The organism is Chitinophaga sp. 10T418 (assembly GCF_056394125.1).
In genome coordinates, this window is record NZ_JBFTHG010000009.1 from 101097 (window position 1) to 116846 (window position 15750).

Annotated in this window: 3 protein-coding genes; all 3 read left to right on the top strand. The window is 48.5% G+C overall.

Going from position 1 to position 15750, the window contains the following annotated elements:
• The first annotated feature begins 5 nt into the window (after nt 1-5).
• From AC1DCV_RS24615 to AC1DCV_RS24625, 3 genes are read left to right on the top strand one after another with little or no spacing between them, the layout of a single operon-like run.
• Nucleotides 6-9506, top strand: a complete 9501-nt coding sequence (locus AC1DCV_RS24615) for an amino acid adenylation domain-containing protein (RefSeq protein ID WP_477025651.1) — start codon at nt 6-8, stop codon at nt 9504-9506.
• Nucleotides 9507-9520: 14 nt separating this feature from the next.
• Nucleotides 9521-14302 carry an amino acid adenylation domain-containing protein gene (locus AC1DCV_RS24620; RefSeq protein WP_477025652.1) on the top strand — a complete coding sequence of 1594 codons (4782 nt, stop codon included), beginning with the start codon at nt 9521-9523 and terminating at the stop codon, nt 14300-14302.
• A gap of 44 nt (nt 14303-14346) precedes the next feature.
• On the top strand, nt 14347-15750 hold the full coding sequence (locus AC1DCV_RS24625; protein WP_477025653.1) for an aspartate aminotransferase family protein: 1404 nt from the start codon (nt 14347-14349) through the stop codon (nt 15748-15750).

Here is a 15750-nt window from a genome sequence, read left to right on the forward strand (position 1 = left end):
ATAACATGAACATCAGATCAGGAAAAATTTTACCTGCGGTAGAAGCAGATAAAATAGCAGTTATACATGGGAATACAACGCTCAGTTACGGCGGACTGGCAGAAGCGGTATGGAATAATGTGGTGATGCTGAAAGTGACCGCTGGCCGCCCTGTATTTATCGTGGCGGATGATCCCATTACACGGTTAACGCTGGCGTTAAGTGTAATAGAGGCAGGTGGCTATTGTTCCTTCCTGCACCCGGATGCAGATGATGTCTTAAAACAGGAAATCAGCAACTGGAAAGAAGCGGTGATATTATCTGAGAAATGTTACAGCGGACAGTTTGCATCCGAACGAATGATTATATACGACGCGGAGGGGTACATTCTTCCTTCCAGCCTGGTGCTGGCGGAAGATGAACCACCATACGCAACAACAGGCGGTATCGTTTTGCGTAATACCCTTCCGGGGAAGGCCGCCGCTTTTATAGTTGATTATCCGGTGCTCACAGAGCACTTACAACATATTATCCGTGAATTTGGGATCACTGCTTCTCAGCGGCTGCTGACGGATACCATCCATCAGTATCACGATCTGCTGGAGTGGTGGCTGCCGGCTATCTCCGGAAAAGCAACCCTGCAGTTCATGGACAAAAATACGCCGGGCGGCAGTCATGGCGAAGTAGCGTTGAAACTGAATGTAAAAGGCGTGAGAGAGTGGTTGCACCGCCCCGGATCATACCGGCATATCATCAATGGTGATACCGCCAGGCTGATCATCAGTTGTCACCACCGTGTTAACCGCCACCTCGTGAAAGCATGGAAAAAGCAGTTTCCTCATATCCCGGTGGTATCGCATACCTATCAGTTGTCCGGCTTGCCGGTATCCATTGCCAGCGGGCATATGGATGCCGTGGAAGTAACGGATGCTGATATCACAGACAGCTTATCCTTACACCGGCCATTTGGCAAAACGAGGATCGCTATACTGGATGAAAAAGGCAAACCGGCACCGGTGAATGTAAAAGGGAGTCTGCAGGTAGAAAACAATTGTTTGACTAACCCGGTGCTGTTTAATCAGGATGCTCCTGTTTCTCAAAAATTATTTCCCACGGGATACAATGCCCGTTTTATACCCGGTGGAAAAATACAACTGATCAACCAGCAACACCGGGAAGTACGCAGCGGCAACCAGGTGATCACGCCGGATGAAATAGAGGAAATCGTTTACGCACATCCGTTAGTATACCAGGCAGCAGTAATGTTGTCATTCGGACATACCCATCCTGGTGTAACGGTATTTGTAGCGCCAAAAGAAAATGAGGAGATCACTCCTGCCGGTTTGCGTCAGTGGCTGAGTGTATACGTGCCCGCATCCCGGATGCCGCGTTACTTTGTGGTATTGCCATCTTTCCCGGAACTGGCGGATGGTCAGCTGGATATCGCTGCCCTGCGGTTGCCGGAAGATCATTACGACAGCCAGGCTACCGCTAACGAAACAGAGGCCCGGATCATCAGCATCTGGAAAGAAACGTTGAAACAGGATAATATAGGACCGGCAGATGATTTCTTTTCGCTGGGCGGACATTCTTTGCTGGCAGCACGTACCACAGCCGTAATGAACGATGCGTTTGGTCTTACTTTATCTCTCAAAGATATTTTTATACACAGTACGCCGGCATTGCTGGCGGCTTTTATTGCCAACCTAACGGGAACGGATACTGGAGAACGCCCTGTTCCGGGTGAGCGTGGTAACCACATCCCGCTTTCTTTTTCACAGGAAAGAGTATGGTTCATTCATCGCCTGCAGGGTAGTGTGCCCTTTCATTTACCTGCACTGCTGAAGTTGTCGGGTAAGCTGGATATTGCGGCATTGGAATATGCTTTGTCGGGCATTGTGCAGCGGCATGAAGTGATACGTACACTGATCCGGGAAGAGAACGGCGAAGCATTCCAGGAGGTAATACCTGCCGATACCTGGCAAATGCAATACACAGATGCTACGGCGCTGAACGGAGAAAGCGCCTTACAGGAGCTCCTCCATCAACAGGTGATGCTGCCTTTTGATCTGCGAAAAGATATGATGCTGAGGGCTACACTCATCCGCCGGTCTGATAACGAGCATCTCTTGCTGTTGGTCATGCACCATATTGCTACAGACGGAGGATCTTTTCCGGTGATCATGAATGAGCTGGTGGCATTTTATGTAGCCCATACAGAACACCGGGAGCCTGAACTGGCACCGCTGCCCCTGCAGTATGCCGATTATGCCATATGGCAGCGCAAACTGCTGACGGATGCAGTGCTGGACAAAGAAGTGAGCTTTTGGAAGCAACAACTGGAAGGACTATCACCACTGGAACTACCCACCGATTTTGCGCGGCCGGCTATTCAAAGTACCGCCGGAGGAATGGTGTGTTTTCATCTCGATAAATCGTTACACAAACAATTAAATATGCTGGCGCGACAGGAAGGGGTAACCCTTTACGTGTTGTTGCTGTCGGCATTTAAAATAGTGTTGGCCCGCTACAGCGGACAGCAGGACATCTGTGTAGGTGTACCTGTGGCCAACAGAACACATGCCGAACTGGAACCGCTGATCGGCTTCTTTCTTAACCTGCTGGCCTTGCGTACGCAGGTAGGGGCGTCGGGCAGCGGCAGGGTACATGACCTGTTGTTATCTGTAAAAGAATCCCTTCTGCAGGCTTATGCGCACCAGGAAGTACCGTTCGAAAAAGTAGTAGGCACACAGCGGGACCTCAGCCGCAGTCCGGTGTTTCAGGTGTCGTTTACACTGCACAGTGGTGGCGGGGCAGAATTGTTCCGCATCCGCGACCTTGCCCTCAGTGAAATAGACCTGGAAGAGCGGGCCATACAATTTGACCTCGATGTGGCGGTAGTGGAAACAAAAGGCGCGCTGCAGGTAAACCTGGGCTATTGCAGTGATCTTTTTACGCGGGAAACAATCCTTCGCATGGCGCAACACTATCAACAGGTGTTGTTGTCGATACTGGAAAATCCTTATCGCAAGATTGCTGACATTCCGTTTATGACAGCATCGGAAGCTACGTTGTTGAAGGATTTCAATGATAAGGCTTATCCGTTCCCGCAGGATAAAACAATGGATGAACTGATAGATGAAATTGCTGCCCGCTATCCTCACCGGATTGCCATAAAGCACAACAATAACGTGGTCGACTATACGCAACTTAAACAGGGGGCGGAGCAATTGGCCAACTACCTGGTGTCCGCCTCAAAGTTGCAGCATGAGGATATTGTGGGCGTATTATCAGACAGAAGTCCTTTACTGCCACAAGCTATTTACGGTATATGGAAAGCCGGCGGCGCATACCTGCCCCTGCATCCGGAGCTACCAGAGGAGCGGTTGAAAATGATACTGGAAGATGCAGGCGTAAAAGTACTGATCACAGAAAAAAAATATAGCACGGTAGCTACTGCTTTGCAGGCAGCCTGCCCCTTGCTGGAGCATGTTGTATATGCCGACAGTCGGGAAGCATATCAGGAAGGCATCTTTCTGAAAAATAATACCGGAAAGGATAACAGCCAACTCGCCTATGTAATCTACACTTCCGGTTCTACGGGGAAACCCAAAGGAGCGATGGTAGAGCATAAGGGAATGATCAATCACCAGTATGCACGTCTCAGGGAGTTGGAAGCGGATGATCAGTGCCGCATAGCGCAGAATGCTTCGCAGAGTTTTGATATTTCTATTTTCCAGTCGTTTGCCGCGTTGTTGTGTGGCGGAACTACCGTTATTTATAGCCAGGATACAGTACTGAGACCGGACGAATTCCTGAAGCAGGTTACCGCAGATGGCATTACGATGATGGAAATAGTGCCAGGATATTTATCGCTGGTGCTGGATGAACTGCCGGTACAAAAGCAGTCGGTGTTTACTGCCCTGAAGTATATGCTGGTAGGGGGAGAAACGATGAAGAAGAGCCTGGCAGAGCGCTGGTTTGCTGCCTTTCCCGGTATAAAGCTGGTGAACGGTTACGGACCTACGGAGGCATCCGATACTATTACGCAGCATATCATGGAGCAGGTGCCTGCCGGCAGCAGTATTCCTGTTGGTAAAGTATTACAGAACCTGCGTATTTATATCGTAGATAAAAATGGAGAACTATGTCCGCTGGGAGTGGTGGGTGAAATATGGGTAGCGGGTGTTGGCGTAGGCAGAGGATATTTGAATGATCCGGTTAAAACTGCTGCCTCATTTATAACCGACCCTTTCACACAGGACGGAGGACGTTTATATAAAACCGGTGATCTGGCCCGTTACCTGCCTGATGGTTCCATTGAGTTTACCGGCAGAAAAGATTACCAGGTAAAGATCCGTGGTTACAGGATTGAACTGGGAGAAATAGAGCAGCGGCTGAATAATTTGCCTGGTGTAAAAGAAACGGTGGTAATGGACAGGGAAGGTGCAGATCATCAGCCGGCATTGTATGCTTATGTTACACTGGATGCCGGGTGCAGGATGGATGAACAACAACTCAAAACATTGTTGTCCGCACAGCTGCCTGCTTATATGGTGCCCGCACATATCATGGTGCTGGAGGTATTTCCGCTGACAGCTAATGGTAAAGTAGATCGCAAAATATTACCCATGCCGGACGCAGCGGCCATCGTTGCAAAAGATATGGTGCTGCCACGCAACCGGGTGGAAGCTGGTATGGCAGCTATCTGGCAACGATTGTTGCAGGTGGAAACGGTGAGCGTGACCGCTGATTTTTTTGAACTGGGTGGCCATTCGTTACTGGCGGTGCGGGTATTGTCCGCTATCCGCAGTGAACTGGACCTGGAAATCAGCATCAGGGACTTTTTTACTTATACGAGCATCGCTTCATTGTCTGCGTTTATTCATGACCGTGAGGATGCACCAACAACATCTGCATCACTGGGTGTACAGGAAAGAGATGCATTTACCCCTTTATCTTTTTCGCAGGAACGGCTTTGGTTTGTAGACCGTTTCTCCGGCTCGCTTCCTTATCATCTCCCATTTTTGCTGAAGCTGACAGGTGTTATAAATGCACCGGCATTACAATATGCACTACAGCAAATCGTGAACCGGCACGAAGTGTTACGTTCGGTGATACGGGAAGAAAATGGCAGGGGATATCAACAGGTATTGCCTGAAAATGGCTGGCAGCTGGAATTTTTAGATGCCGCTTATTTTACTGATGAAACGGAATTACAGGCATTTATCCGGGAAGAAATACAAACTCCTTTTAACCTGGAAGCGGATCATATGATGCGTGCAACACTCATTCGCCGCAACAGGAAAGAACACCTGCTGCTGATAGTGATGCATCATATTGGATCGGACGGATGGTCCATACCGCTGATGGCCAATGAACTGGCGGTGTTATACAGCGCCAGGGTGCAGCAACATACTCCCGTTTTACCAGAGCTGTCGTTACAGTACGCAGACTATGCGATCTGGCAGCGCAAAAATATCAAAGAAGAACTGCTGACGACACAGCTGAATTACTGGAAGGGACAATTGTACGGGGTAGAACCTTTGCAGCTGCCAACAGATTTTATACGTCCTGCTATGCAGAGCACCCGTGGGGCTGTAAAGCATTATCATCTTGCAAAAAATATCTGTGAAGCGCTGGAATCATTTTCAGATAAACAGGGTGTAACGTTGTTCACCACTATGCTGACGGTGTTTAAAGTACTGCTGCACCGACACAGCAATCAGCACGATATCTGTGTGGGCATTCCTGTTGCCGGCCGCCTGCGGCCAGAACTGGAATCATTGATTGGCTTCTTCGTAAACACAATGGCACTGCGCAGTGATTTTACCGGCAACCCGCTTTTTACCACTATGCTGCAGCAGGTAAAAGAAACTACTATCGCGGCTTTCATGCACCAGGATGTGCCCTTTGAAATGGTGGTGGATCAGTTGACTATTCAGCGGGATATGAGCCGCAATCCGGTATTCCAGGTAGCCTTCGGATTAAATAATGTGCCGGCTGCCGCGTCCACATTGATGCTGGATCAGCTCGAGGTGGAAGAAGTGCTGCTGGAAAAAGAACACGCAAAATTTGATATCAGTTTTGAATGGTTTGTTACCGGCAACGGATTGCAGCTGAGCGTGGAATATTGCACAGACCTTTTTACAGATGATACCATCACGCGCCTGGTGCATCATTATATGAACCTGTTACAGGCCATACCTGAGCAGGCACACCTGCATGTACTTGAATTGCCTATGCTGTCTGCTGCAGAAATACAACAACAGCTGGCAGAGTTTAATGATACCAAAGTACCTTATCTCCTGGAGCAAACCGTTACCGGTTTACTGGATATACAGGTACGCAGCAACCCTGCAGCTATTGCCATTGTAAGCGATGACCGGCAGATTTCCTACAGCGAACTGGATGAGCGTTCCGGACAGCTGGCTAATTATCTCCTTCAGGAGGGAATTGGAAAAGGTTCACTGGTAGCGGTTTGTATGGCCAGATCTCCGGAACTGATCATCAGCATTACGGCTATTCTGAAAGCCGGTGCGGCGTATGTACCCATAGATCCGGCGTATCCGCACCAGCGCATTGCCTTTATCCTGTCAGATACAAGAGCGGCGCTGCTCATCACAGATGATGCCCTGAACATCACGCCGGATGAGCAACTACCTGTCAGGATATTGCATGTCAGTGATCACTGGCAACAACGGGTAGCGTTACTACCTGCTGCCATCAGTGATGTATCCATTGTGCCGGAAGACCTGGCCTATGTGATCTATACCTCCGGATCTACGGGCGAACCCAAAGGAGTAATGGTAGCACACCGGTCTTTGCTGAATCTCTGTTACTGGCATACCGATGCCTTTAACGTAACGGCTGGTTCCCGCGGTACCATGTATGCAGGCATTGGCTTTGATGCAGCAGTTTGGGAAATATGGCCCTACCTGTTGAATGGTGGCAGTTTGTACCCTGTAGCAGAAGAACTGAAACTGGATATGGATAGCTTGCTGCATGTCTTTCATCATCACGGTATCACCCATACGTTTTTACCTACCGCTATCTGCGAACAGCTGGCGGATCATATAACAGCAGCGGATGAAACACTGCCGCTCATACTTACCGGTGGTGATCAGCTAAAGAAAGCAAGCCCGTATTTACGGATCATTAATAATTATGGTCCCACGGAATCTACCGTGGTGGCTACTTCCATACCACTGAACCCGACCGCTGAAAAAGGGGTGCTTACTATAGGCCGCCCTATCAGCAATACGCAGATTTACATCCTGAATGACGCCCTGCAACTCATGCCGGCAGGCGCCTCCGGTGAAATATTTATTGGTGGCGACAGCCTGGCCATAGGATACCTTAACCAGGACGAACTAACGGCGACGCGTTTTATTGTCAATCCTTTTGAACAACATAGCCGCCTGTATCGTACCGGTGATCTTGGCCGCTGGCTGCCGGATGGCACCATAGAGTTTGTTGGAAGGAAAGACAACCAGGTGAAGATAAGAGGCTACCGCGTAGAATTGGGCGAAATAGAAAATGTTATACAACAAAGCGGACAGGTAAGTCAGACCGTTGTGCTGGCAAGAGAAGATCATGCCGGCCATAAACAACTGGTGGCCTATATCGTATCGCCTGAGTCATTGAATAAGGATAGCTTAACAGATTATCTCAAAGCAAAATTACCTGCTTATATGGTGCCGGCATTGCTGGTACCGCTGGATAGCATGCCGCTGACGCCCAATGGAAAAATAGACAGGAAAGCATTACCGGTACCGGATACTACCGCACTTTCCGGCAGCGTGTATACGTCACCGAGAAATGAACTGGAACAACAACTCGCTAATACCTGGCAGGACCTGCTGGGAATAGCATCAGTGGGAATACACGATAATTTCTTTGAATTAGGAGGTGATTCTATTATCTCCATACAACTGGTCAGCCGGTTAAAACGCCTGGGATATTCGCTGCACACAAAAGATGTGTTTAATAATCAAACGATCGCCAGGCTGTCGGCATTGCTGATAGAACGGCAAGCCGTTACCCCTGCATTTGTTGCAGAACAGGGATACCTGACAGGACCCAGCGGACAGTTGCCGATACAACAATGGTATTTTGAAACCCAGCCGGCAGTAATATCACATTTTAACCAGAGCATTCAGCTGAATATCAGTAAAGCCGTAACAGCGGAGGTGATGCAGGAGGTAGTAGTACAACTGGTAGCACACCACGACAGTCTGCGTTTTTCATATAACCATTATAGTGATAACTGGATACAGGAGTATACATCAGCAACGAACATCCAGGTGCTGGTGGAAGATCTGAAACACGTTTCCCCTCAGGAGTTGCCGGCGCTGATCACCGCGTTGGAAGAAGAACACCAGCAAAGCCTGGATATTACATCCGGACAGGTAATGCGTGTGGTATTACTGGAAACCCCGGCGGAAGTACGTGACAACAGGTTGCTCACCATCATCCATCACCTTGCAGTAGATGGTGTATCCTGGCGGATATTACTGGAAGACACAGAACTGCTCATCACGGCAGCCATTAACGGCAACGTAGCAGACCTGGGTAAAAAGACAGGTTCTTACCGTCAATGGTACCAGTCACTGGAACAGTATGCCGCCTCTTCAAGATTATCATTACAGCAACCTTACTGGGAAAAAATCACACAGGCATATAGGGCGTTGCCGGTAGATACTTCTTACCCTGACGCTATAACGGTAAAGGATGTACGCCGGATAATCACCTCGCTGGATACTACGTTGACCCATCAGCTATTACAGGATGTTTCAAAAGTATACCGTACCGATATCAATGACATGCTACTGGCGGCGCTGGCGAGATTACTGGCAGATTGGAGTGGCCATCACAACGTAGTGATCGGACTGGAAGGACATGGCAGGGAAGATGTAGGTACAGACACAGATATCAGCCGCACCGTAGGATGGTTTACGAATCTTTATCCCGTATTGCTGGATGTAACACGCTCCGAAAACGAAAAAGACCTGATCCGGAACGTGAAAGAGCAACTCCGGAGCATTCCGGACAAGGGCATGGGGTATGGCGTACTGAAGTATATCCGTAAAACAGCGCAACTACATGGCAATGATCCCTGGGATGTTGTATTTAACTACCTCGGACAGCTGGACAACCTGGTGAGCAGGAGTCAATGGTTCAACGGCATGGATGAAGCAGATACCTCCAACGCCAACGTAAGTCCGCTGAACAGTGTCGGTGAAAAGATAGCCGTTACGGCCATGGTAGAAGGTGGGGCGCTGGTGCTGGTATGGAATTACAGTAGCCTGCATTTTGAAGCAGCCAACATTCAAGAGCTGGCCAACCGTTACCTGGAAATACTGACAGCATTGATACAACACTGTATAGAACAGTCCGGCACCGTATACACGCCCTCTGACTATGGGTTATCTGCTGAAGTAAGTAATGAAGAGCTGGATCTCTTCTTTATGAAACAGGAAACAGATGACGAAGAAGCCGACATGGACAGTATTCTGAACTTCTAAAATCAAGTATAAAAATGACTATCCAGGAATTTGTGGAATATATTGAAAGCATGCATTTCTCACTGGCAATAGAAGGCGATACATTGAGCCTGAAAGCCAACAGGAAGAAGCTGAGTAAGGAAGAAATCAATGCCATCAGGCAAAACAGCGAAATCATCACCTACATTAAAACAAATAAAGCAGCCCTGATGGATTATGTGGCTGCAGCCAAAAATAAAAAGCATACAGAAACAGTCAACGCTTTATATCGCTTGAGCGGGCTGCAGGAAGGGATGCTATTTTACGGTTTGTATGATGACGGCACCGGTGCTTATATCAACCAGTTGTCGTGTGACCTGTTACTACCAGATGAAGCCATTTTCATCAGGAGCTGGCAACACCTGTTCACCAGGCATAGTATCCTGCGTAGCAGTTTTTATTATGATGCCTTCAGCATTCCGGTGCAATGTGTGTCCCAGTCTGTCACCTTACCGGTTACCAAACTCGATTTCAGTCACCTCGATGCTGAAGCACAACAGGACGCACTGAAAGCATATGAAGAAGCTGACAAACGAAAAGGATTTGACTTCAGACAGGCTCCCGTGATGCGCCTGGCCCTCATCCGCCTGGATGAGCAGCGTTACCGGATGGTATGGACACATCACCACATCCTGTTGGATGGCTGGTCTGTGCCCACCCTGATGGAAGAGTTTATTGATACTTATGAGCGGCTGACAGCCGGCAGGGAATTGCTGGAAGAAGAGGAAGACAGATACGAAGATTATATCCGTTATATAGCAGCCCGCGATAAGGAAGCAGATGAACAATTCTGGCGCAATTATCTCCGGGATGTGGATGAAGGTTGCCTGCTGCCATTCGTAACGACTACGGCAGAACGAACAAAAGGACTGGGTGTGTATGCGGTGGAACAACTGAAGCTGGGAACCGCCGTAACAGCACGTATAGCAGCATATGCACAACGCAATCATATCACTGTAAATACCCTGATGCAGGGCGTGTGGGCGTGCCTGTTACAACATTATACGGGCCGTGCAGCGGTTACTTTTGGCGTAACGGTTTCCGGCAGACCAGAGGAGCTACCAGGCATTGAACGCCGTATTGGTATGTACATCAATACACTGCCGGTATTTACACAATGGCAGCCAGAGCAGGAAGTAGCCGCATGGCTGCAACAAATACAGCAGGAACAGTTACAGTGCAGAGAGCATCAATATACTGCGCTGAATGATATACAACGCCTGACAGGCATACAGGGTGATCTCTTCGATACCATATTGGTGTTTGAAAATTACCCGGTGTCAAAGGTGGCCGCGTCCGGAGCATCTTCCCTGCAACTGGACAATATCAGTTTTCATGAGCAAACGAATTACCCGCTGGATATTATGGTGGAATTAGCTGCAGAAACAGTTGTTTCCTTTAACTATAACACCCTTTTGCTGGAAGCATTTTATGTGAAGCAACTGGTCGTTCATTTTGAACATGTATTGTTGCAGATAGCAGATGGTGCTGCTCAACATTTATCTGATATTGTGCTGATCACACCGGAAGAACGGAAACAGCTGTTGCTGGATTTCAATGATACCGCAAAGCCATTTGATCTGAGCAATAGTTTCTATCACTATGTAGAAAAGTATGCAAGGGAAACACCTGATAAAACAGCCATCATCTGCGATGACCGGCAGTTGACCTATCAGCAGTTAAACAGCCGGGTAAACAACATGGCTGCCGCTTTACAGGAACAGATCACTATCCGCGAGGATGACTTCCTGGCGGTATTCATGGACCGTTCAGAAAATATGGCCGCGGCCATCCTGGCTATCTGGAAACTTTCCGGGGCCTATATTCCCATTGAAAAGAAATTACCGGACAACCGCATTATCTCCATCCTGGAAGATGCAGGGATAAAAGCCGTAGTGGCGGAACGGGCACTTGTTAGCCCGGGAATGGCGGAGCGGATACAACAGTATTGTCCGCTTATTTATGTGGAAGATTTGCTGGAACCACGTATGGTGGCAGACAGAAATCCTGAGCTGCTTTTGAATCCCGGAAGTTTATCTTTTTCCGTATTTACCTCCGGTTCTACCGGCCGTCCAAAAGGGGCGATGAGCGAACATGCCGGCATGATGAATCATGCATGGGCCACCGTGGAGTACCTGGGCATGAACGAAGAAAGTGTACTGGTACAAAATGCTTCTCATAGTTTTGATATCTCTGTATGGCAGTTCTTCACCGCGTTTATCAAAGGAGGTACCACATTGGTATTGAACGATGATATCGTTCACAATGCAGAGGAATTTCTCCGCAGGGTAGTGGCCCATCAGGTGACCGTATTACAGGTAGTACCCACGTATCTGAATCTCTTACTGGATATACTCGAAAAAGAGCCACAGCAATATCTGCTGCCCGTGCAGCGGCTGGTTTGCGGTGGTGAGATCCTGAAGCCGGAAACAGTAAAGCGTTGGTTTGCCCTGTATCCCGGCACCACGGTAGTGAATGACTACGGACCTGCAGAAGCATCAGATGGTACCTGCTGGTATGTATTTGACAGTATCCCGGATGATATGCAGCAGATACCGATAGGTACTTCTATCTACAACATGCATACTTATATCGTTGACGACTATATGAATTTATGCCCGGTAGGTGTAGTGGGAGAAGTGTGTGTGGCTGGTGTGGGCGTAGGGCGCGGATATATCGGTGATCCGGAAAAAACGGCTGCCGTTTTTATGATGGATCCTTTTGCCGCAACGCCGCAACGACTTTATAAAACCGGTGATCTGGCACGTTATCGCCCGGATGGCTTACTGGAGTTTCATGGTCGTAAAGACTACCAGGTAAAGGTAAACGGGCAACGGATAGAACTGGGAGAAATTGAAGCGAAGCTGGCGCATCTTCCGGCTGTAAAAGATGCAGCAGTCATTGCCGCTGATGATACGAACGGTCGTAAATATCTCTGCGCTTTTGTGGTGTTTCATGAAGGCCAGGCACAGGAAACAGTACGTCTGAAAGAATTATTATCCAAAGAACTACCGCCGTATATGGTACCCCGTATTTTCCAGGAACTGGAAATATTACCGGTGAATGCCAATGGAAAAGTAGACCGCAAACTGTTGTCGCGTATGAATACGGCCACCGTAACAACGGGTGCTGATTATACTGCACCGGTGCTGGAAGTGGAGAAAGTGCTCGCGACTGCATGGCAACTGGTATTGAAGAAAGAAAGAATAGGTATCACCGATAATTTTTACGAATCAGGTGGTGACTCCATCAGTGCCATACAGGTGGCTTCGCAGATTTATAAGCAGGGCTATAAGGTGGAGATCAAGGATATTATGAAGTTGCCCACTATCAGGGAACTGGCCCTCGTGGTAAAACCGCTGAAAGTAACGGCGGAACAGGGAGCCGTAACAGGAGAGGTGCCGCTCATACCTATTCAGGCCGATTTTTTTGCAGCGAAAAAAATAGCACCGCATCATTATAATCAAACGGTGTTACTGCAATCAAAACAACCGTTGAACAACAGCGCAGTACAAAAGGCCATCAATGAGCTGGTTGATTTTCACGATGTATTAAGAAGCGTTTTTAAAACAGTAGCAGGAAAAGTACAGCAGTACACGCGGCCAACAGGTATAGGCGTAGCCGTGGAAAGCTATGACTGGCGACATTCCGGGGATGCTTCCTTGTTGATGGAACAAACAGCGGATCAGCTGCAAGGCTCCCTCGATCTGGCGGAAGGCCCTTTATTACAGGTAGCCATTTTCCGGATGCCGGAAGGAGATCACCTCTTTATCACGGTGCATCACCTGTTAATAGATGCTGTGTCGTGGAGAATATTACTGGAAGATTTTTCCGCTTTGTACGAAGCAGCGCTGCAATCGCTTACCGTTAGTCTGCCTGCTAAAACAGATGCTTTTAAAACGTGGGCAACACGTTTAACGCAATATGCCAACTCCGCTGATTTCAGGAAAGAAATCGCTTACTGGCAGTTGTTGCAGCTCCAGGAAGCCGGTAGCTTCCCCTGCGATGGGCACGACATCCGCGCTGCTGCGGTGAAAGATATCACCACCTACAGTGTGCGGCTGGATGAGCATACCACCCGCTTACTGACTACACAGGCACAAAAAGCATATAATACGGATATCAACGATTTACTATTGGCAGCACTGGGGCTTGCTACTGCCCGTGTGTTTGGTCTGCAGCATCTGCGGTTGATATTGGAAAGTCATGGCCGCCCCGATATTTTTAATGATATCACGGTAGCGCGTACCATCGGCTGGTTTACCAGCGAGTATCCCGTTTGCCTGAACCTGGAGGAGGTACATGACCTGCCGAAGCATATTAAGCAAACCAAAGAATTGCTGCATAAGGTACCACATGGCGGTATCGGATATGGCCTTGCAAAATACCTGGCTGCCGGTGATCCGCTGCCACATACAGAAAAGCCACAACTGGTATTTAACTATCTCGGTGCTACCGGTGATGATCTGCCGGATGGCGATTTTATCCTGCTGGAAGATGCGCCTGGTGCGGTAGAATCACCACTCAATAATAGTGACTACTCCCTGGAACTGATTGGTTTCCTCCGTCAGCAACAGCTGGTATTGACGGTGTATTATCATCCTGCACAATTCAGGGAAGAAACTATCAGCGACTGGATGCAGGCTTACAGGGATGCCCTGGAAGAAGTAGTGGCGCTTTGTTCGGGTACTACCACGCAAGAGCTCACACCCAGTGATTATGACTATAAAGAACTATCCCTGGAAGAATTAGATGCGCTGAATTCAATGTTTGAATAACACTAACAAACCAAACTATCTAAACCCATAAACCAATAACTATCATGTCTGTTTTCTCTGGATTTCATCTCTCTGAAAAACCCCGGATCGTTACACCGGCCATCCCAGGTACCCGCTCACAGGAATTGCTGGCATTACAGCAGCAAATAGAAGGAAGCATCGTGTCGTACCCCAGGAGTATTCCTATTGCCATCGAACGTGCCAAAGGCGCTATTATAGAGGATGTGGACGGCAATCAGTTCCTCGACTTTTTTGCCGGTGCCGGCGTGGTGAATCTGGGTCATTCCAACGAAGAAGTATTGGCCTATGTAACTGCCCAGCAGGAAAAGCTGATCCACGCACTGGACTTTCCTACGGAAAATAAATTATCTGCTATTCAAAAAATACTGGCCCATCTGCCGGAAGAACTGAGGGATCAGTACAAGGTCAGCTTTGGCGGACCTACCGGTTCAGATGCCATTGAAGCGGCTATCAAACTGGCCAAGATTAAAACCGGTCGTGATACCATCATTGCTTTCACCGGCGGTTATCACGGTATGACAGCAGGTGCGTTGTCGCTCACCTCCGATACCGGTTTCCGCAACCGGATTACCTCCCTGATGCCCAACGTACACTTTGTGCCTTATAGCTATTGCTATCGTTGCCCTTTTAAGCTGGAAGAAAAGAACTGCAAAATGGCCTGCGTGGATTACCTCAGAAATGTGCTGGAGAATGGACATTCCGGTGTTCCTAAACCTGCTGCTATTGTGATTGAGCCTATACAGGGCGAAGGAGGCAATATTGTGCCAAGAGAAGGTTACCTGGAAGCACTGGTAAAACTGGCACATGCACATGATGTGCTGGTGATCTTTGATGAAATACAAAGCGGCTTTTTCCGCTCCGGCGAATTTTTAGCCTGGATGCATACCGGCGCTGTTCCGGATATTATTACCGTATCTAAAGGCCTGGGTGGTGTAGGTCTCCCGCTGGCAGGACTCATTTATCGCAAGGACGTGGAAGCCTGGGGACCAGGTGCACATATCGGTACCTTCAGAGGTAATCAGGCCAGTCTCGCCGGCGCCAACGGCGCTTTCGATTTCGTTGATAAGTATAACGTAAACGATCATACGAAAAAAGCAGGTGAATACCTGATCAACGGATTGAAAGAATTGCAGGAGAACAGCAGTTACATCGGCGATGTAAGAGGCCGTGGACTCATGATAGGTGTGGAGTTCGTAAAAAATAAACACACGAAAGAACCTTTCCCTGGCATGGTAAAACATTTCAGGAATGAGTGTATGCAACGTGGGTTGATCTTCGAAGTGGGTGGCCATTATAACAATGTGGTTCGCCTGGTACCTCCACTGATCATCACTATGCCTATTATCGATGCAGCCCTTGATGTAATGAAAGCCGCGCTGGAAATATGCGAATCCGCTGTAAACGGAGAAAGGGTGGCGGTATTATAA

Bases quoted from the DNA above. Each gene is read 5' to 3' on its own strand.
- AC1DCV_RS24620 (WP_477025652.1), top strand. From the start codon at position 9,521: ATGACTATCCAGGAATTTGTGGAATATATTGAAAGCATGCATTTCTCA.
- AC1DCV_RS24625 (WP_477025653.1), top strand. From the start codon at position 14,347: ATGTCTGTTTTCTCTGGATTTCATCTCTCTGAAAAACCCCGGATCGTT.
- AC1DCV_RS24615 (WP_477025651.1), top strand. From the start codon at position 6: ATGAACATCAGATCAGGAAAAATTTTACCTGCGGTAGAAGCAGATAAA.